The organism is Geodermatophilus sp. SYSU D00525 (genome assembly GCF_054050475.1).
Genome location: NZ_JBJGZK010000008.1, coordinates 166,134 through 184,789 on the forward strand (window position 1 = coordinate 166,134; position 18,656 = coordinate 184,789).

An 18,656-nucleotide genomic window follows, 5' to 3' on the forward strand; every position below is an offset into this window, starting at 1 on the left:
GCGCCCGGCGCGGCGTCGTCCCGCGTGGTTAGGGTCGGTCCGTGACAGCAGCGGGAGCCGACCTGACACTGCGGCACCCGGTGGAGCGCTTCACGCTCGACAACGGGCTGCGAGTGGTCCTCGCGCCCGACCGCAGCGTGCCGGTCGTCGCCGTGACCGTCTTCTACGACGTGGGCATGCGCAACGAGCCGGAGGGCCGCACCGGCTTCGCCCACCTCTTCGAGCACGTCATGTTCCAGGGCTCGGCACACGTGCCGAAGATGGAGCACGCCCGCCTGGTGCAGGCCGCCGGCGGCACGTTCAACGGCTCGACCCACCAGGACTACACGAACTACTACGAGGCGCTGCCCGCCGAGGCGCTCGAGCGCGCGCTGTTCCTCGAGGCCGACCGGATGGCCGCCCCGGCAATCACCGAGGAGAACCTCCGCAACCAGATCGACGTGGTCAAGGAGGAGATCCGGGTCAACGTGCTCAACCGGCCCTACGGCGCCTTCCCCTGGCTGCAGCTGCCGCAGATCGCCTTCGGGAGCTTCGCCAACACCCACGACGGCTACGGCTCGTTCGTCGACCTGGAGAGCTCCACGGTCGCCGACGCCGAGGACTTCTTCTCCCGCTACTACGCACCGGGCAACGCGGTGCTGTGCATCGGCGGGGACCTCGACGTCGGCGAGACCGAGCGGCTGGTCCGCCGCTGGTTCGGCCCGGTCGAGGCCCGCGAGGTGCCGCCCACCCCGTACACCGGCGAGCCCTCGCCGACGGCGGTGCGCCGCGACGTCGTCGAGGACCGGCTGGCCCCCGCGCCCGCCGTCGCGCTGGGCTGGCGGGTGCCCGACCCGGTCGGCGACCTCGACACCTACCTCGGCACCGTCCTGCTCGCCGAGCTGCTCAGCGAGGGTGACGCCTCCCGGCTGGAGCGCCGGCTGGTGCACGACGACCGCCTGGCCGTGGCGCAGAGCAGCTACGTGGGCCTGTTCGGCGACCCGTTCGACGTCCGCGACGCCACGCTGCTCACCACCCAGGTGCACCACCCGGCCGCCGTCCCCGTCGACGACGTGCTGGCCGCGGTGCACGAGGAGATCGGCCGGGTCGCCACCGAGGGCGTGAGCGCCGAGGAGCTGGCCCGGGTGCAGGCCCGCACCAGCGCGCAGCTGCTGCGCCAGGCCGACTCGGTGCTCGGCCGCACGCTCGCCTTCGCCGGCGCCGAGCTGGTCCACGGCCGCGCCGAGCTGGCCGGCGAGCTCGCCGCCCGGCTGGCCGCGGTGACCCCCGACGCGGTGCAGGTCGCCGCCAAGGGGCTCGATCCCGGCACCGCCGCCGTCCTGGAGCTGCGCGCCACCGGAGGAGCCCGATGAGCGCCCCCGTCCTCGACCTGGGCCTGATCCCGCCGCTGGGCGAGCCGCGCCCGCAGCCGGTCCCGGAGGTGGCGACGACGACGCTGCCCAACGGGCTGGCCGTGGTCGTCGTGCCGCGGCCCGGCGTGCCCCTGGTCGAGCTGCGGCTGCGCGTGCCGTTCGCCGCGACCTCCCCGCGCGGCGCCCTCCAGCACGCCGCCCGGTCCTCGGTGCTCTCCGGCGCGGTGCTGCTCGGCACCGGGCAGCGCGACGCCACCGCCGTCGCCGAGGCGCTGCAGACCCACGGCGCCGAGCTCACCGTGGCCGCCGACCCCGACCGGCTGCTGTTCGCCACCACGCTGCTGTCCGAGGGGCTGGCCCCGGTGCTCGGCGTGCTCGCCGAGGTCCTCACCGAGGCCGCCTACCCGGGCGACCAGGTCGAGGCCGAGCGCGACCGGGTGGCCGAGCGGATCGCCATCGCCCGCTCCCAGCCCGGCGTCATCGCCCGCACCGCGCTGGCCGCCCGCCGCTACGGCACCCACCCCTACGCCGCGCAGCTCCCGGCGCCGGACCTGGTCGGCAAGGTGGCCGCCCCGGCGCTGCGCAAGCTGCACCGGGAGCGGCTGCTGCCCGCCGGCAGCACGCTGGTGCTCGTCGGCGACCTCGACGTCGCGGCGGCCACCGACGCCGTCGCCGCCGCGCTCGGCGGCTGGACGGGGGAGGGCGCCGCGGCCGGCGCCAAGCCCGCCCCGACCCTCGCGCCGGGCCACCTCGAGGTGGTCGACCGGCCGGGCGCGGTGCAGTCCAACATCCGCCTCGGCGGGCCGGCGCCGGGCCGCACCGACCCCGACCTGCCCGCGGTGCGGCTGGCGAGCATGGTGTTCGGCGGCTACTTCTCCTCGCGGCTGGTCGAGAACATCCGGGAGCGGCGCGGCTACTCGTACAGCCCGCGCAGCGCCGTCGACCACCTGGCCGCCGCCTCGTCGTTCCTCGTGGAGGCCGACGTCGCCACCGAGGTCACCGGCGCCGCCTTCCTCGAGACCTGGGCCGAGCTGGGCCGGATGGCGCTGGCGCCGGTCACCGAGGCCGAGCTCGACGCCGCCCGCCGCTACGTGCTCGGCAGCATGGCGCTGTCGACCGCCACGCACGCCGGGCTGGCCAGCACGCTGTCCGCGCTGGCCGGGTCGGGGCTGTCGGCGGAGTGGCTGGCCGAGCACCAGCGCGCGCTGGCCGAGGTGACCGTCGAGCAGGTGCAGGAGGCCTCCCGCCGGTACCTGGCGCCGGCCGCGCTGACCGCCGTCGTCGTCGGGGACGCCGAGCGGGTCACCGACGCGCTGCGGGCCCTCGGCCCGGTCGACGTCACCGCCAGCGCCGCCGCCGCGCCGGACCCGGCGTGAGCGTCCCGCCGGGCGGCAGCACGCCGGACGACGTCGTCACGCCGGAGGCGGTGCGCGGGTTCTGGCCGGCCGGCACGCCCGACACCACGGGCACGGTGCCGGTGCTGTCCCGCTCGGCGCACGACCGCGACCACCTCGGCCGGGCGCTGGAGGACCCCACCCGGGGACGGCGGGTGCGGGTGCTCACCGTCGACGAGCGCCGCGCCGTCCCGGTGCGCGAGACCGAGGGCGGCCCCGAGCTGGTCTGGGACGAGCAGCCGGCCCTCCCGGCCGGCGCGGTGTACCTCGGCGAGGCCGGCGGCGTCCCCTACGCCGCGATCCGCGGTGAGCGGGCACTGACGGTCAACGGCCGGCCGGTGGACCTGTGGACCGGGCTGCGCGAGGTGGGCGCCGACCTCGGCGACCTCGACGCCGGCCTGCTCGCCCAGGCCGTCGGCATCCTCGAGTGGCACGAGCGGGCGCGCTTCAGCCCGCTGTCCGGCGCCGCGACGACGATCGAGCGGGCCGGCTGGGTGCAGCGCGACCCGGTCACCGGCACCGAGCTGTTCCCGCGGACCGACCCGGCGGTGATCATGCTGGTCCACGACGGCGGCGACCGCTGCGTGCTGGGCCGGCAGGCGGTGTGGCCGCCCGGGCGGTTCTCGATCCTCGCCGGGTTCGTCGAGCCGGGGGAGTCCGCCGAGGGCGCGGTGGCCCGCGAGGTCGCCGAGGAGGTCGGGCTGGAGGTCACCGACGTCCGCTACGTGAGCAGCCAGCCCTGGCCGTTCCCGCAGTCGCTGATGCTCGGCTTCGTCGCGCGGGCCGAGGGCGACCTGGAGCTGCGGCTGGACCCGACCGAGATCGAGGAGGCCCGCTGGTGGACCCGCGACGAGCTGCGCTCGGGCCGCGGGCCCGCTGCGCTGCCGCCGCCGGTCTCGATCGCCCGGCACATCATCGACCGCTGGGTGGCCGGCGAACTCGACTGAGCCCGCAGGTCCGGTCCGATCCTCGGCCCCGACCCGGGCCCCGCCCTGAGCCCGCGAAGGGTGGGGAGGTCGGGGTCCTCGTTCAGCTGGCTCAGGCGAAGCGGCCCTGCAGGACCAGCGCGGGGTGCTCCGGCCGGTCGGCGAGCACCACCGCGTCGGCCAGCAGCACGGGGTCGACCTCGTCGTCGTAGCGGTCGAAGGCGGGCAGCTCCCACGCCTGCTCCGGGGGGAAGCGCCGCTCCCGCGCGGCCGGCGCCACCCGCAGGTGGACGACGACGTCGAAGGCCAGCCCCACGCCCTGCAGCAGCGGGCCGGGGACCAGCAGCACCCCGCGCGGCGGCATCGGGCGGTAGCCGGCCCGGGCGGCGCGGTCGCGCACGACGTCCCACAGGACCGGCAGGTACTCGGCCGGCCCGCCGGGCCCCACCCGGTCGAGCACCTCGCGGGCCAGCGCGCCGGCGTCGAGCCAGTCGGTGTAGCGGGCGTCGGGGTCGGTACGGCCGTGCTCGAACCGCAGGGAGGCCGGCCGGAGGAACCCGGCGGCCGGGACGACGACGGCCGGGCGGCCGAGCGCGGGCAGCCGCTCGGCGACCGCCCGCGCGAGGCCCTCCGGGTCGGCGACGTCGGGCCCGTCGACGGCGACCCGCAGGGCGGCCGCGCCCGGCTCGGGGTCGGCGTCGGCGAGGAGGGCGGCCAGCCGGTCGGCCAGCGCGCCCGGGGTCAGCGGCTGCGGACCGCTCAGCGGCGGCCGTCCGCGGGCACCGCGGGGCCGGGGCGGCCCGGCGCGTGCTGGACCCGTCGGCCGGGCGGGCGGCGGGGGACCGGCGGCAGGACCGCGGCCGGCTCGGCGGCCGGCGCCCCGGCGGCCGCGCGGTCGAGGGTCTCGAGCACCTCGCGGGCGAGCTCGTGCACCGGCCGCCCGAGCGACCGGGCCTGCGTCCGCAGCGCCTCGAACGCCACGCGCGGCGAGGTGCCCTGCCGTTCGGCGAGCACGCCGAGGGCCCGCTCGGTGGCGACCCGGGCGGCCAGCGCGTGCTCGAGCTGCGCGACGGTCCGCTCGAGCGCGGCGATCCGGGCGTCCCGGGGATCGCCGTCCGGCCCGGCGTCGGCCGTCCCGCGGGCGGCGCGGCGCGTCGCGCGGTCGGGGTCGGCCGGGCCGCCGAGCTCCTCGGCGACGAGGTCGGCCAGCGTCAGCCCCTCGAGCAGGTCGGCGACGTCGTCGGCGCGGCCGGGGGACAGGACGCTCCAGCCGCGGCCGGTCCGTGCGAGCACGACGGAGGGACGGTCGGCGGGCGGCTCCTCCCCGGCTGCTGCGGGCAGGGGGAGGTGCACGGCGTCCGAGGTCACGACAGCGGCTCCCGCGGGTGCTCGGCCGGTGGGCCGGGTGGACGTCGGCGCGCCACGGTCGCGACCCGCCGGGGGACGATGATGCACCGCCGGGGGCCGCGACCCCTACACCCCCCGCCGGTCAGGCGCCGGCCTGCTGCGCCAGCTGCGCCTTGACCTGGGCGATGCTCGGGTTGGTCAGGGCGCTGCCGTCGGCGAAGACCAGCGTCGGGACGGTGCGGTTGCCGCCGTTGGCGTTCATGACGACCTCCGCGGCGGCGGCGTCCCGCTCGATGTCGACCTCGGCGTAGTCGATGCCCTCGACCTGCATGAGCTTCTTGAGCCGCACGCAGTACCCGCACCAGGTGGTGGTGTACATCGTCACGGCGGCGGGCGCGGCACTCACTCGGGGTCCTCCAGCAAGGTCGGGGCGGGACGCGGCGACGTCCCTCCGGGGCGCAACACCGCGGGCGCGTCCCCTCTTCCCCGCCCCACGGGTCCCCAGGCGCACCGGCCGTCCCCAGGCGCCGGGGTGTCCCCGCCGCCTGTCGTCCCGGGCTGGGACACTCGCAGGAGCGGTCCGCCGGCCGCCGTCCCCTACCCCCGGAGGAACCACCGCATGCCCCGGACAGCCGACGCGCCCCTGGCGACCTCCGGGTCCGCGGGGACCTCCGCCGGCGCCGAGGCGGTCCTGGCCGGCCTTGACGAGGAGCAGCGCGAGGCCGCTCAGGCGGTGACCGGCCCGGTGTGCATCCTCGCCGGTGCGGGGACGGGCAAGACCCGCACGATCACCCACCGCATCGCCTACGGCGTGCACACCGGGGCGTTCGTCCCCGAGCAGGTGCTCGCGGTGACCTTCACCGCTCGCGCGGCGGGGGAGCTGCGCACCCGGCTGGCCGGCCTCGGCGTCGGCGGGGTGCAGGCCCGCACCTTCCACGCGGCGGCCATGCGCCAGCTGCGCTACTTCGCCCCACGGGTGCTCGGCGGCCCGCTGCCGCCGCTGATCGAGAACAAGCTGCGGGTCGTCGCCTCGGCGGCCACGCGCAACCGGCTGACCACCGACCGGACCAGCCTGCGCGACCTCGCCAGCGAGATCGAGTGGGCCAAGACCACGCTGGCCACCCCGGAGGACTACCCGACCCGGGCCGCGGCCGCCGGGCGCGAGCCGCCCTTCGACGCCGCCGCCGTCGCCCGCGTCTACGCCTCCTACGAGTCGGCCAAGCAGCGCGACGGCGCGCTGGACTTCGAGGACCTGCTCCTGGTCACCGCGTTCGCGCTGGAGGAGCACCCCGACGTCGCCCGGCAGGTGCGCGGGCAGTACCGCCACTTCGTCGTCGACGAGTACCAGGACGTCAACCCGCTGCAGCAGCGGCTGCTCGACGCCTGGCTGGGTGGGCGGGCCGACGTCTGCGTCGTCGGCGACCCCAACCAGACCATCTACTCCTTCACCGGGGCCGACCCCGACTACCTCCTGGGCTTCGCCGACCGCTATCCCGACGCCGCGGTGGTCAAGCTCGAGCGCGACTACCGGTCGACGCCGCAGGTGGTGGGGCTGGCGAACAAGCTGATCGGGCAGGCGCCGGAGCGCAAGAGCATCTTCCGGCTCAAGCTCCTCGGTCAGCGGGCCGAGGGCCCCGAGCCGCGCTTCTTCGAGCACGCCGACGAGCCCAGCGAGGCCGCCGCCGTCGCGCAGGCCTGCCGGGCGCTGGTCGAGGCCGGGACGCCGGCGTCGGAGATCGCGGTGCTGTTCCGCATCAACGCGCAGTCCCAGGTCTACGAGTCGGCGCTGGCCGACGCCGGGGTGCCCTACGTGCTCAAGGGCGGGGAGCGGTTCTTCGAGCGGCCCGAGGTCCGGGAGGCGGTCGTCCTGCTGCGCGGCGCGGCCGCCGGCGGCCACGAGCCCGGCGCGCTGGTGCCGACGGTGCGCGACGTGCTCGCCTCGACCGGGTGGGTGGAGCACCGCCCGCCCGCCGGGGGAGCGGCGCGCGACCGCTGGCAGTCGCTGGCCGCGCTGGTCGACCTCGCCGTCGACCTGGTGGCCGAGGACCCGACCACCGACCTCCCGCGCTTCGTCGCCCACCTCGCCGAGCGGGCCGACGCCCAGCACGCGCCGACCGTCCAGGGCGTGACGCTGGCGTCGATGCACGCGGCCAAGGGCCTGGAGTGGGACGCGGTCTTCGTCGTCGGCCTCGTCGACGGCGTGCTGCCCATCTCCCAGTCGCTGTCCCGCCCGGAGGCGGTGGAGGAGGAGCGGCGGCTGCTCTACGTCGCGGTCACCCGCGCCCGCGAGCAGCTCACCCTGTCCTGGTCGCTGGCCCGCAACCCCGGCGCCAAGCGGGCCCGCCCGCGCAGCCGCTTCCTCGACGGCCTGGTGCCCGGCTCCACGCCGACCGCCCCTCCGCCGCAGCGGAGGACCAAGCGGGCCAAGGTCGTCCTCGAGGGCGAGGCCGGGGAGATCTTCGAGCGGCTGCGCGCCTGGCGCAGCAGCACCGCGCAGGCCGCCTCGGTGCCCGCCTACGTCGTGTTCACCGACGCGACCCTGCAGGCCATCGCCGAGGCGAAGCCGACGAGCATCCGCGAGCTGTCCGGGCTGCCCGGCATCGGCGCCCGCAAGCTGGAGATGTACGGCGAGGACGTCCTCGCCACCGTCGGCGGCTGACCGGTCACCGACCGTGCCCACCGCACGGCCGGACGGGCGCGTCCCACGCCATCGGAGGACGCGCCCGTTAATTGCGTTGCGCCGCTGCAGTGACCTTCCCTACTGTCCTGCCTGCGCCCGACGGACGACCGCGGGCGCGCCAGACCGAGCCCGGCCCGACCGCCGGACTCCGACCCCGGGAGGAGGGGTACCGATGATCGACATGCGCTGCGTCCTCGCCCCCGCCGGGGTCTCCGCCTGGGGCGCCCTCGTCGTGCGTCCGGCCCTGACCGGCGCCGTCCCGTCCGCGCGGCCGCGCTGCGCCGTCGTCCGGTCGATGACGCCGTTCGACCTGACCGGCACCGCCGTTGCTGCGCCCACCGCTCCGGTCCAGGGGACCGGTGTGCCCACCGGCGGCGAGTTCGGCCCCGGCGTCGGCGGCACCGATGCCCTCCGCACCCACATCGGCAACCAGCGCACCACCCTCGGGATCCACTCCCCGGGGAGACCGCAGAGCTAGCCGCTCGACCGGTCCTCCTCGAGGCCGCGGAACCCGAACCCCGGGATCCGCGGCCTTCGTCTTTCTCCGCGGCACCCGGCCCCGACCACCCCGGTCGGCGGGCCCCCGCCGGCCGCGCAGACGACGAGTACGAGGAGGAGCGGCAGTGCAGCAGACGATCGACCGCCCGACGTCCCACCGCCGACCCGGGCTCCCCCGGACCGGCGGCGCCACCCCGAGGACGCCCCACACCCCGCTGGCCCCGGCACCGGTGCGGCGCCCCCTGCCGTGCCGCGGGACCGACGACCCGGACCTGTGGTTCGCCGAGAGCCCCGCGCTGCTCGAGCAGGCCAAGGTCCTGTGCGGCGAGTGCCCGGTCCGCGACGCCTGCCTGGCCGGCGCCCTGGACCGCGGCGAGCCGTGGGGCGTCTGGGGCGGCGAGATCTTCGAGCGGGGTGTGGTCATCCCGCGCAAGCGCCCGCGGGGCCGTCCCCGCAAGGTCGTCGCGGCGTGAGCCGGGACGGCGACAGCCGACAGCGACAGCCATCTGATCGGGCGCCGACGCCCGACGAGCACCGAGGACCCGAGATGACCACGTACGAGTACGACCTGGCCACCACGCGGCTGCGCGAACTGCGCGCCGAGGCCGACACCGCCGGCCGCGTGCGCCGGCTCCGGGCCGCCCGCCGGTGGGCCCGCCGCGCGGAGTACGCCAGCCGGCGTGCCGCGCGGGCCAGCGCTGCCGTCCGCTGAACGAGGGCGCCCCTCCGGGCCCGGCAGCACGCGGCGCCCCTCCCGGGCGAGGCGGGGCCCCCGACGCTCCCGGTGCGTCGGGGGCCCGGCCTCTCGTCGTCCCGGGCCGGTGGGGCCCGCTCAGGCCTTGAAGCCGGGCAGCCACTCCTCGATGACGCCGCGGTAGTCGGCGGCGGCGTCGAGCTGGCACAGCACGCCGATGGAGCCGATCGTCACCCGGTGGATGAGCAGGTAGGCCGGCGGCAGGTTGAGCTGGCGGCCGAGCTTGCTGGCCTCGGTGCGGGGGTCGGCGAGGCGCGCGGCCTGCTCCTGCATCCACGCCCGGGTGAACCGGAAGCCCGGGCTCTCGACCGGCTCCAGCATCGGCCGCAGGTAGTCGAGCACGCCCTGGGCGTCGACCTCGATGCCCGGCCGCACGAACCCCTCGGCGCGCAGGTCGGTCAGCACCTCCTCGGCGCGGCCCTCCAGCGCCCAGCGGACCAGGCGGCCGATCGGCTCGGGCAGCCCGTCGGGGAGCCGGGCGGTGGCGCCGAAGTCGATGACGCCGAGCCGGTCGCCCTCGACGAGCCGGAAGTTGCCCGGGTGCGGGTCGGCGTGCAGCAGCCCGGCCCGCTGCGGGGCGGAGAAGTGCAGCACGGCCATGAGGTGCCCGGCGCGGTCGCGCTGCTCGCGGGTGCCCTCGGTGATGACCCGCGACAGCGGCAGGCCCTCCAGCCACTCCGAGACGATCACCTTGGGCGCGCTGGCCACCACACGCGGCACGACGATCTCCGGGTCGCCCGCGTAGGCGGCGGCGAACTGCCGCTGGGCGTCGGCCTCCAGCCCGTAGTCGAGCTCCTCGATCACCCGGGCGCGCAGCTCGGCGATCAGCGGCTTGACGTCCATGCCGGGGAACAGCGCGGCGAACAGCCGGGCGAACCGGGACAGCTGGTTGAGGTCGGCCATCAGCGCGGTGGCCGCGCCCGGGTACTGGATCTTCACGGCGACGTCGCGGCCGTCGCGCCAGGTGGCGCGGTGCACCTGGCCGATGCTGGCGGCCGCGGCGGGCTGGTCGTCGAACTCGCGGAAGCGGGTGCGCCACGTGCCGCCGAGCTGCTGGGCGAGCACCGCGTGCACGGTGCGCACCGGCATCGGCGGCGCCTCCTCCTGGAGCTTGACCAGCGCCTCCCGGTAGGGCGCGGCCACCTCCTCGGGGACGGCGGCCTCGAACACCGACAGCGTCTGGCCGAGCTTCATCGCCCCGCCCTTGAGCTGCCCGAGGACGGCGAACAGCTGCTCGGCGGTGCGCTGCTGCAGCTCCGCGGTGACCGCCTCGGAGGACCGTCCCGACAGCCGCTTGCCGATCCCCAGCGTGGCGCGGCCGGCCGCACCCAGGGGGAGCGAGGCCAGCCGCGCGGTGCGCGAGATCGAGCCCCTCGGGATCCCCCGTGCGTCGTCGGTCACCGTGCCATTGTCCCCGACGCGGAGCCCGGGCCGCTGACGGAGCCGTGGTGATCGTCACCCGGAGGGGCGGACGTCCCCGCCGCACCCGCAGGACGGGTGCGGCGGCCAGCGGCGCAGCCGCGGGACGAGTCCCGGGGGCGCCAGCTCCACCGTGCCCGCCAGCGCCGCCGGGCTGCCGCTGCCGTCGAGGTAGGCCAGCGCCGTCTGCGCCGCGGCCAGCGCGGTCGCCCAGCAGGTGAGGGTGGACCCGCCGGGGACGTCGGCGGCGGTGAGCTGGGCGGCGAGCACCGGCCAGTGCGGGTCGGCGTCACGACGGCGCAGGTCGGCGCACCGCAGGCAGCCGGTGACGCCGGGGACCACCAGTGGCCCGACGACGCCGGTGTCGCCGCGGACGGCGGCCACCAGGTGCGCCACGCCGGCGTCCCGCAGCCCGGCGACCAGCGGGTCGGACGCCGCCCACGGCCGGGCGAGGACGACCAGGTCGGGGACGGCGCCCGGCGGCAGCGGGCGCAGGTCGGTGAGCGGGCTGGCGCGGCGGACGGCGTCCGCGGCGGCGAGCGAGCGGGCCCGCCCCTCGTCGGCCGCGGTGAGCCCGCCGGCGACCGCGTCCGCCGCGGTCGTGACGCCGCCGTCGCGGACGTCGACGCGGCCCACGCCGCTGGCGGCCAGCAGCGTCGCCAGGGGGACGCCGACCCGGGTCGCGCCCTCGACGACGACCGTCGCCGCGCGCCGGGCGTGCCAGCGCACCGCGCCGTCGGGGTCCCGTGCGGCGGGCAGCTCCGCGGCGGTGCGGGCCGCCGCGGCCGGGCCGGCGTCGGAGGCGAGCAGGTCCGCGGCCTCGAGGTCGACCAGCGTGCCGGTGGCCCGCAGGTGGTCGAGCAGGGCGGCGACCGAGCGGGGGTCGAGACCGTCGCCGGCGGCGTCGGCGAGCACGGTCCGCTGGCTGCGCCGGCCGTCGAGGCCGCGCAGCAGGGCGGTCACCGCGGCCGGGGCGGAGCCGACGAGCACGCCGTCGCGCTCGACGCCGCCGACCTGGACGGCGTCGGGGGAGCGGCGCAGCAGCGGCGTGCCCGGGGGCAGCAGGGGGTGGGCGGTGTCGGACACCCGCGCAGGGTGGCAGGACCGGGCCGGCGCCCGCTGCCGTCGTCCACAGGGTCCGGGACGACGACGGCGGCGCCCGCCGTGCGGGACGCCGCCGTCAGGAGGGCAGTGGCTAGGCCTTGCCGAGGATCCGGTTCATCTTGGTGCCGCAGACCGGGCAGGTGCCCTGGGCCATCCGGCGGCCGGACTCGCTGACCTTGACCTCGCCGTCGAAGTCCCGCTTCTCCTTGCACTTCACGCAGTAGCCGTTGTAGCTGTCCGCCACGGTGCCTCCTCGTCGACTGCTCGGCACCCGTCCGGGCACCGCCTCCGCGAACGCTACCCGGACGGTCCCGTCCGACCCGTGTGACCGGGGGACCTGTCCCCCCGCGCTGCCCACAGCCTGTGGACAGGGCTGTGGAGACGGTGGGGACCCGGCGGCGTGTCGCTGTGTGCAGCCGGGGGAGGGGCCGGCGTCCACCCGCCCGTCGCCGGCCCGTTCTCCGGCCGTCACCTGCGCGGACGTCGTCCGCCCCGCTGTGGACGGAGCGTCCGGTCGCCGGTGCCGGGTGTCCACCGTCCGTGCGACTCGTACCCGAGCGGGTGGCTCCCCTCTGCGCGTCGTCGGCGGCCGGTGGCTACCGTCCTCCCGTGCCCGGATCGACCTCCGACCCCTCGCACGGCCCCTCGTCCACGGACGGGCCGGTCGAGGTGCGCCGCAGCGCGCGCCGCCGTCGGACGGTGACCGCGTACCGCGAGTCGGGGCGGACGATCGTGCTCATCCCGGCGGCGTTCACGCCGGCCGAGGAGCGGCGCTGGGTGGCCCAGATGGTGGCCAAGCTGCAGACCCGGGAGGAGCGGCGCCGCCGGTCCCTGGGCGGCGACGAGGAGCTCATGAGCCGGGCCCGGGCGCTGTCGGCCGCGCACCTCGACGGCGTGCCGCAGCCGACCAGCGTGCGGTGGGTGGACAACCAGCAGCGCCGCTGGGGCTCGTGCACCCCCGCCGACGGCAGCATCCGGCTGTCGAGCCGGCTGCGGTCGATGCCGGAGTACGTCGTCGACTACGTGTTGGTGCACGAGCTGGCGCACCTGCTCGAGGCCAGCCACGACGCGCGCTTCTGGGCGCTGGTGAGCCGCTACCCGCGGGCCGAGCGGGCCCGCGGCTTCCTCGAGGGCGTCGAGTCCGCGCGGGCCGACGGCGCCGGCGGGGACGACGGCGACCTCGTCGACTGAGTGAGGACCCCCTCGCCCCCCGCCGCTCGCAGGCTCGCGGCAGGACCCGGCGAGGGGGCCGTTCCAGCACGTCACCTGGCTCGCGGCGGAGCCCTGCGCTGAGCCCACCCCGCCGCTCGATCGCGGGAGCCTCCGGCCCCCACTCCGCCCGGCGCCTCGCAGGGCGTCCTCAGCGGGTGGGGGTCTCCCCCTCGCTGTCGGTGTCCCCGCCGTCGGTGTCCCCGCCGTCGCTGTGGCCGTCGGTGTCCCCGGCCGGCTCGGTCAGGGCGCGCAGCTCGTCATCGACGCCCTGGCGGGCGACGAAGTCCAGCGGCTCGTCGAGGTCGTCGGAGGTGGGCAGCAGGTCCGGGTGCGACCAGAGCCGGTCGCGGGCCTCCGTGCCGTGCTGCTGCGCCATGGCGCCCCAGACGGTGGCGGCGTCGCGCAGCCGGCGCGGCCGCAGCTGCAGGCCGACCAGCGTGGCGAAGGTCTGCTCGGCCGGGCCGCCCGAGGCGCGGCGGCGGCGCATCGTCTCCGCCAGCGCCCCGTGCCCGGGCAGCCGCTCGCCGGCCGCGGCCGCGACGACGGCGTCGACCCAGCCCTCGACCAGCGCCAGCAGCGTCTCGAGCCGGCGCAGCGCCATCTGCTGCTCCGGCGTCTCCTCCGGCTCGAGCAGCCCGCTGCCGAGCAGCTCCTGGATGGCCTCCGGATTGGAGGGGTCGAAGCCGCCGCCCATCGAGCCCATCGCGTCGTTGAGCCCGCGCTCGATCGCCTCGCGGTCGATGGTGATGCCGCGGGCGTAGGCGTGGACGGCGTCGTGCAGCTGCTGGCGCAGCCACGGCACGTGCGCGAACAGCCGCAGCGACGCGGCCTCGCGCAGGGCGAGGAACAGGCGGACCTCGTCGGCGGGGCGGTCCAGGCCCTCGGCGAAGGCGGCGACGTTCTGCGGGACGAGCACCGCCGAGCCGGCCGGCGCCAGCGGCAGGCCGACCTCGGTGCCGGTGAGGACCTCGCCGGCGAGCCGCCCGAGGGCCTGCCCGACCTGGGCGCCGAACATCAGGCCGCCCATCCGGCCCATGATCCCGGCCAGCGGGCCGGCCATGGCCATGGCCTCCTGCGGCAGCGCGGAGGTCATGGCGGCCACGACCTTCTCGGCCAGCGGGTCGATGAGCGCGCCCCACGCCGGCAGCGTCTGCTCGACCCACTCCACCCGGGACCAGGCCAGCGCGCGGTCGGCACCCGACGGCAGGTCGGTGACCTGGTCCAGCCACAGGTCGGCCAGGCGCACCGCCTCGGTGACGGCGGCCCGCTCGGCCTCCGACGTCGGCTGGGTGCCGGTGGCCAGGGAGCTGATCGCGCCCTGCCGGGCGAGGTCCCAGTTGACCGGCCCGCCCGACCAGTTCACGAGCTTCTGCAGCTCGGCGAACAGCGGCATCTTGCCGAGGAGCTCCTCCGGGGTGCCGCCCCCGGCGCCGCCCGGGCCGCCGAACCCGAACAGGGCACCGAAGCCGAACGGGTCACCGGCGCCGGGCTGGTCCCGGCGCTCGGGGTCGCGGTCGGGGAGCCCGAATCCGAACGGCACGTCACTCATGCCCCCACGGTAGACGCGTGATCACACCGCCGGAGCCCGAGCGCGGTCACCGGCGTCCGCTCACGGCGGACGCTGCCAGCCCGAGGTTCTACGCTGGCCGGTCGTGACCCGTCGGATCGCCGTCCTCGCCGTCGGTGTGGTGCTGCTGCTCGTCGCCGGCGTCCTCGGCGCGGCCCTGCCGGTGCCCTACGTCGCCCAGGTGCCCGGCCCGACCTTCAACACCCTCGGCGACATCGACGGCGACCCGGTCATCTCCGTCCGCGGCCGCGACCGCAACGACGTCTCGGGCAACCTCAACCTGACCACCGTCGGCGTCGGCCGGGCGGGCCTGAGCCTGGTGGAGGCGGTCCGCGGCTGGTTCGACGACGAGATCAGCGTCGTGCCCGAGGAGTCGGTGTACCCGCCGGACCAGACCGAGGACGAGATCGAGCAGGCCAACCGGCAGGCCTTCCTCACCTCCGAGGAGGCGGCCGAGGCCGCCGCGCTCGGCCACCTCGGGTACCCGGTGAAGGTCGTCGTCCGCGGGCTCTCCGGCGACGACTCGCCGTCGGACGGGCTGCTCGAGGAGGGCGACGCGATCGAGTCCGTCGACGGGCGGCCGACGCCGGACTCCGACGCGCTGGCCGCCGTCCTCGCCGCCATCCCGGCCGGGACCACCGTGCAGGTCGCCTACACCCGGCTCGGGCAGCCGGGCACGGCCACGGTGACCACGGGCGGGTCCTCCGACCGCGAGGGCTCGGTGCTCGGCGTCGTGGTCGGGGAGCAGCCCTCCGCGCCGTTCGACGTCGACATCGACGTCGCCGACGTCGGCGGCCCGTCGGCGGGCCTGATGCTCACCCTCGGCATCCTCGACCTGGTCGGCGACACCGACCTGACCGAGGGCGCCGTGGTGGCCGGCAGCGGCACGATCGACGCCGACGGCACGGTCGGGGCGATCGGCGGGATCCAGCTGAAGATGGTCGCCGCCCAGGAGATCGGCGCCGAGCTCTTCCTCGTCCCGGCCGACAACTGCCCCGACGCGCTCGGGTCCCCGGCCACCGACCTGACCCTGGCCCGGGTGGCCACCCTCGACGACGCCCTGACCGCCCTCGAGGACGTACGCGAGGGGCGCACCCCGGCGGGCTGCTGACCGCCGCCCGGCACGGGACGCCCCGCGTGGGGAATGCTGTCGGCCAGCACGGGCTCCCCGGGGAACCCGGTGCCGCGCCGAGCGTTGGTCAGGGGCGACACCGGCCGTTCGTGCGCCAGCCCGGCGCCCGTGCCGACCGGCGCCCACACGCCCGACCGCACGCGGTCGTCACACCGCGACGGTGCACCCCGGTGCCCGCCGCACCTGCAACTGAAGGAGACCGCTCGTGGCCATGCGGCCCCCCGTGTCCGTGCCGACGCTGTCGCGGCGCGCGAAGGTGGTCATCGGGTCCATCGCCGTGCTGCTGGTGCTGTTCACGGCCATCGGGACGTTGACCAACGTCTACGTCGACTACCTCTGGTTCGACGAGACCGGGTACACCGAGGTCTTCTGGACCGAGCTCCAGACCCGGGCCCTGCTGTTCGCCGTGGCCGGCGTGGCCACCGGCGGGCTCACCGCGCTGGCGATCTACCTGGCCTACCGGTTCCGCCCGGCGTTCCGGCCGATGTCGCTGGAGCAGCAGAACCTGGAGCGCTACCGGCAGTCGCTGGAGCCCCGCCGCACCCTGGTGCTCTCGGCCGTCGCCGTCGTCGTCGGCCTGTTCGCCGGCTTCACCGCGCAGGGCAGCTGGGAGACCTGGCTGACCTTCCGCAACTCGACGCCCTTCGGCCAGACCGACCCGCAGTTCGGCCTGGACCTGTCGTTCTTCGTCTTCGAGTACCCCTTCTACCGGCTGCTGCTGAGCTTCGGCTTCGCCATCGTGCTGCTGGCGCTGATCGGCTCGCTGCTGACCCACTACGTCTTCGGCGGCCTGCGGCTGCAGACGCCGGGGCAGAAGCTCACCGGCGCGGCGATGGTGCAGCTGTCGGTGCTGCTGGGCCTGTTCGTGGCGCTCAAGGCGGTCGCGTACTGGTTCGACCGCTACGGGCTGGTCTACTCCGACCGCGGCGAGCTGTTCAGCGGCGCCAGCTACACCGACGTCAACGCGCTGCTGCCGGCCAAGACGATCCTGGTGTTCGCGGCGGCGTTCTGCGCGCTCGCGTTCCTCGCCAACGTCGTCGTCCGCAACTTCCGGCTGCCGGCCGCCGCGCTGGTCCTGCTGCTGCTGTCCAGCCTGGTGATCGGCGTGGCCTACCCGGCGATCGTGCAGCAGTTCGTCGTCCGCCCGAGCGCCAACGAGCGCGAGGCCGACTACATCGAGCGGGCGATCGCCTCGACCCGCGAGGCCTACGGGCTCACCGACGTCGAGTACACGGACTTCGCGCAGGAGAACACCGGCGAGGACGTGGACACCGACGCCGCGCTGGCCGAGCTGCGCGCCGACGACGCGACGATCCCCAACGCCCGGCTGCTCGACCCCAACGTGCTGGCGGGGACGTTCACCGCGCGCCAGCAGATCCGCAACGTGTACGGCTTCCCCGAGAAGCTCGACATCGACCGGTACACGATCGACGGCGAGACCCGCGACTACGTCGTCGCCGTCCGCGAGCTCGACAGCGGCAGCCTGTCGGAGAACCAGGACACCTGGATCAACCGGCACACCGTCTACACGCACGGCAACGGTTTCGTCGCCGCGCCGGCCAACCAGGTGGTCACCGGCCAGGAGGGCGGCGAGCCGAACTTCACCAGCCGCGACCTGCCCACCACCGGTGACATCGACGTCGAGCAGGGCCGGATCTACTACGGCGAGCTGATCGACGACTACTCCGTCGTCGGGGCGCCCGAGGGCGCCGACGCCCGCGAGTTCGACCGGCCCGAGGACGGCTCCGAGGGCGAGGTCAACAACACCTACGACGGCGAGGGCGGCGTCGCGATCGGCAGCTTCTTCCGGCAGCTGACGTTCGCCATCTACTACCGCGAGCGCAACTTCCTGCTCTCCGGTGCGGTCAACGACGCCTCGAAGGTGCTCTACGTCCGCGACCCGCGCGAGCGGGTGGAGAAGGCCGCGCCGTTCCTCACCGTCGACGGCGACCCCTACCCGGCGGTCATCGACGGCCGCGTGCAGTGGATCCTCGACGGCTACACGACGTCGGACGCCTACCCGTACTCCGAGCGGATGGAGCTCGGCGAGGCGGCGCAGGACGCGCTCACCGGCCAGGGGACCGCGGCGCTGCCGAACGAGCAGTTCAACTACATCCGCAACTCGGTCAAGGCCACCGTGGACGCCTACGACGGCACCGTCCGGCTCTACGAGTGGGACGAGGACGACCCGGTGCTGAAGGCCTACATGGCCGCGTTCCCGGGCGTGATCGAGGAGCGGTCGGAGATGAGCGACGAGCTCATCGGCCACGTCCGCTACCCGGAGGACCTGTTCAAGCTGCAGCGGGACGTCCTCACCCGCTACCACGTGAGCGACCCGGGCGACTTCTACAGCCAGAACGACCGCTGGGCGGTGCCGGCCGACCCGACGCAGGACACGCAGACCGAGGAGGCGCAGCCGCCGTACTACATCCTCGCCGCGCGACCGGGTGAGCCCGATCCGACGTTCCAGCTGACCAGCGCGCTGAACGCCTTCCGGAGGCAGAACCTCTCGGCGTTCATCTCCGCCTCCAGCGACCCGGACACCTACGGCGCGATCCAGGTGCTCCGGCTGCCCGGCAACACGCCCTTCCGCGGGCCGCAGCAGGTGCAGCAGTCGTTCAACACCAACGACGAGGTCGCCCGGGACCTGACGCTGTTCAACAGCGAGGACTCGCAGGCGGTGTTCGGGAACCTGCTGACGCTGCCCATCGGGGAGAACGGCCTGCTCTACGTGCAGCCGCTGTACGTGGAGGGGACCGGGCAGAACTCCTTCCCGCTGCTGCGCAAGGTGCTGGTCAACTACGGCGGGCGGGTCGGCTACGCCGACACCCTCTCCGACGCGCTGGACCAGGTCTTCGGGGCCGGGGCGGGGGACACCGCGACCGACTCCGACGACGCCGGGACCACCCCGGACACCGAGGAGCCGACGCCGGCCGAGCCGACCACGCCGGCCGAACCCACCACGCCCGCGGAGCCGACCACCCCGCCGGCCGACGGGTCGGACGCGGCGCTGGACCAGGCGGTCGCCGACCTCGACGCGGCGCTGCAGCGGCTGGCCGACGCCCAGCGCAGCGGCGACTTCGCCGCGCAGGGCCAGGCACTGGCCGACCTGCAGCGGGCGGTCGAGGCCTACGAGGCGGCCCAGGGCGCGGCCGCGGCGCCCGCCTCGCCGACCGGCTGAGCACCGCGGGGGGGGGGGGGGGGGGCCCCCGGGGCGGCCCCCCCCCCGCCGCCGGGGTACTCTGTGTCCAACACGCAGGGCGGGTCGCTG

General features: G+C 76.2%; 17 protein-coding genes. 10 read left to right on the forward strand and 7 right to left on the reverse strand.

Translation table 11 applies throughout. The annotated features are described in order from the left end of the window. Nucleotides 1-41: 41 nt before the first annotated feature. The 3 genes from ACI796_RS09580 to nudC are packed head-to-tail and all read left to right on the forward strand — an operon-like array spanning nt 42 to nt 3,693. Nucleotides 42-1,352, forward strand: coding sequence for a M16 family metallopeptidase (locus tag ACI796_RS09580; protein WP_456940994.1), 1,311 nt, complete (start codon nt 42-44; stop codon nt 1,350-1,352). Continuing rightward, the gene (locus ACI796_RS09585; protein ID WP_456940995.1) at nt 1,349-2,728 is read left to right on the forward strand and encodes a M16 family metallopeptidase; all 1,380 of its coding nucleotides are present in this window, start codon (nt 1,349-1,351) and stop codon (nt 2,726-2,728) included. Before ACI796_RS09580 ends, ACI796_RS09585 begins: the two co-directional genes overlap by 4 nt. Beyond that, nucleotides 2,725-3,693, forward strand: a complete 969-nt coding sequence (gene nudC, locus ACI796_RS09590; protein WP_456940996.1) for an NAD(+) diphosphatase — start codon at nt 2,725-2,727, stop codon at nt 3,691-3,693. Before ACI796_RS09585 ends, nudC begins: the two co-directional genes overlap by 4 nt. A 91-nt stretch (nt 3,694-3,784) precedes the next feature. Here the strand turns inward: nudC and ACI796_RS09595 are convergent, their stop codons facing one another. From ACI796_RS09595 to ACI796_RS09605, 3 genes are all read right to left on the reverse strand, one after another. Then, nucleotides 3,785-4,132, reverse strand: coding sequence for a hypothetical protein (locus tag ACI796_RS09595; RefSeq protein WP_456940997.1), 348 nt, complete (start codon nt 4,130-4,132; stop codon nt 3,785-3,787). Between the two features lie 299 nt (nt 4,133-4,431). Continuing rightward, nucleotides 4,432-5,040: an ANTAR domain-containing protein gene (locus tag ACI796_RS09600; RefSeq protein ID WP_456940998.1), complete on the reverse strand. Its 609-nt coding sequence runs from the start codon at nt 5,038-5,040 to the stop codon at nt 4,432-4,434. 121 nt (nt 5,041-5,161) lie between these two features. Next, nucleotides 5,162-5,425: a mycoredoxin gene (locus ACI796_RS09605; protein ID WP_456940999.1), complete on the reverse strand. Its 264-nt coding sequence runs from the start codon at nt 5,423-5,425 to the stop codon at nt 5,162-5,164. 213 nt (nt 5,426-5,638) lie between these two features. On the opposite strand from ACI796_RS09605, the gene ACI796_RS09610 reads away from it, so the two are divergent. The 4 genes from ACI796_RS09610 to ACI796_RS09625 all read left to right on the forward strand — a co-directional run bounded on the left by ACI796_RS09610 (nt 5,639) and on the right by ACI796_RS09625 (nt 8,909). Next, nucleotides 5,639-7,678 carry an ATP-dependent helicase gene (locus ACI796_RS09610; RefSeq protein WP_456941000.1) on the forward strand — a complete coding sequence of 680 codons (2,040 nt, stop codon included), beginning with the start codon at nt 5,639-5,641 and terminating at the stop codon, nt 7,676-7,678. 193 nt (nt 7,679-7,871) lie between these two features. Continuing rightward, nucleotides 7,872-8,177: a hypothetical protein gene (locus ACI796_RS09615; protein ID WP_456941001.1), complete on the forward strand. Its 306-nt coding sequence runs from the start codon at nt 7,872-7,874 to the stop codon at nt 8,175-8,177. 145 nt (nt 8,178-8,322) lie between these two features. Next, nucleotides 8,323-8,670 carry a WhiB family transcriptional regulator gene (locus ACI796_RS09620; RefSeq protein WP_456929243.1) on the forward strand — a complete coding sequence of 116 codons (348 nt, stop codon included), beginning with the start codon at nt 8,323-8,325 and terminating at the stop codon, nt 8,668-8,670. Nucleotides 8,671-8,744: 74 nt separating this feature from the next. Then, nucleotides 8,745-8,909 (forward strand): hypothetical protein, encoded by a 165-nt coding sequence (locus ACI796_RS09625; RefSeq protein ID WP_456929244.1) that lies wholly within the window; start codon nt 8,745-8,747, stop codon nt 8,907-8,909. Nucleotides 8,910-9,029: 120 nt separating this feature from the next. On the opposite strand, the gene ACI796_RS09630 is transcribed toward ACI796_RS09625, so the two are convergent. The 3 genes from ACI796_RS09630 to ACI796_RS09640 form a co-directional block, all read right to left on the reverse strand. Next, nucleotides 9,030-10,352, reverse strand: a complete 1,323-nt coding sequence (locus tag ACI796_RS09630) for an ABC1 kinase family protein (RefSeq protein WP_456941002.1) — start codon at nt 10,350-10,352, stop codon at nt 9,030-9,032. Between the two features lie 54 nt (nt 10,353-10,406). Beyond that, nucleotides 10,407-11,456: a ThiF family adenylyltransferase gene (locus ACI796_RS09635; RefSeq protein ID WP_456941003.1), complete on the reverse strand. Its 1,050-nt coding sequence runs from the start codon at nt 11,454-11,456 to the stop codon at nt 10,407-10,409. Nucleotides 11,457-11,565: 109 nt separating this feature from the next. Next, a complete protein-coding gene (locus ACI796_RS09640; protein ID WP_176449798.1) occupies nt 11,566-11,718 on the reverse strand; it encodes a DUF5679 domain-containing protein in 153 nt (50 codons plus the stop codon). Nucleotides 11,719-12,083: 365 nt separating this feature from the next. Between ACI796_RS09640 and ACI796_RS09645 the strand changes: the two genes are divergently transcribed. Then, a complete protein-coding gene (locus ACI796_RS09645; RefSeq protein ID WP_456941004.1) occupies nt 12,084-12,665 on the forward strand; it encodes a M48 metallopeptidase family protein in 582 nt (193 codons plus the stop codon). A gap of 169 nt (nt 12,666-12,834) precedes the next feature. Here ACI796_RS09645 and ACI796_RS09650 read toward each other — a convergent pair whose 3' ends face one another. Beyond that, nucleotides 12,835-14,235 (reverse strand): zinc-dependent metalloprotease, encoded by a 1,401-nt coding sequence (locus ACI796_RS09650; protein WP_456941005.1) that lies wholly within the window; start codon nt 14,233-14,235, stop codon nt 12,835-12,837. Nucleotides 14,236-14,338: 103 nt separating this feature from the next. On the opposite strand from ACI796_RS09650, the gene ACI796_RS09655 reads away from it, so the two are divergent. Then, nucleotides 14,339-15,364, forward strand: coding sequence for a YlbL family protein (locus ACI796_RS09655; RefSeq protein WP_456941006.1), 1,026 nt, complete (start codon nt 14,339-14,341; stop codon nt 15,362-15,364). Nucleotides 15,365-15,596: 232 nt separating this feature from the next. Further along, on the forward strand, nt 15,597-18,566 hold the full coding sequence (locus ACI796_RS09660; protein WP_456941009.1) for a UPF0182 family membrane protein: 2,970 nt from the start codon (nt 15,597-15,599) through the stop codon (nt 18,564-18,566). Nucleotides 18,567-18,656 lie beyond the last annotated feature (90 nt).

Excerpts from the sequence above, each read along its gene's own strand:
- ACI796_RS09585 (WP_456940995.1), top strand. The coding sequence starts at position 1,349 with ATGAGCGCCCCCGTCCTCGACCTGGGCCTGATCCCGCCGCTGGGCGAG.
- ACI796_RS09610 (WP_456941000.1), top strand. The coding sequence starts at position 5,639 with ATGCCCCGGACAGCCGACGCGCCCCTGGCGACCTCCGGGTCCGCGGGG.
- ACI796_RS09615 (WP_456941001.1), top strand. The coding sequence starts at position 7,872 with ATGATCGACATGCGCTGCGTCCTCGCCCCCGCCGGGGTCTCCGCCTGG.
- ACI796_RS09625 (WP_456929244.1), top strand. The coding sequence starts at position 8,745 with ATGACCACGTACGAGTACGACCTGGCCACCACGCGGCTGCGCGAACTG.
- ACI796_RS09650 (WP_456941005.1), bottom strand. The coding sequence starts at position 14,235 with ATGAGTGACGTGCCGTTCGGATTCGGGCTCCCCGACCGCGACCCCGAG.
- ACI796_RS09660 (WP_456941009.1), top strand. The coding sequence starts at position 15,597 with ATGCGGCCCCCCGTGTCCGTGCCGACGCTGTCGCGGCGCGCGAAGGTG.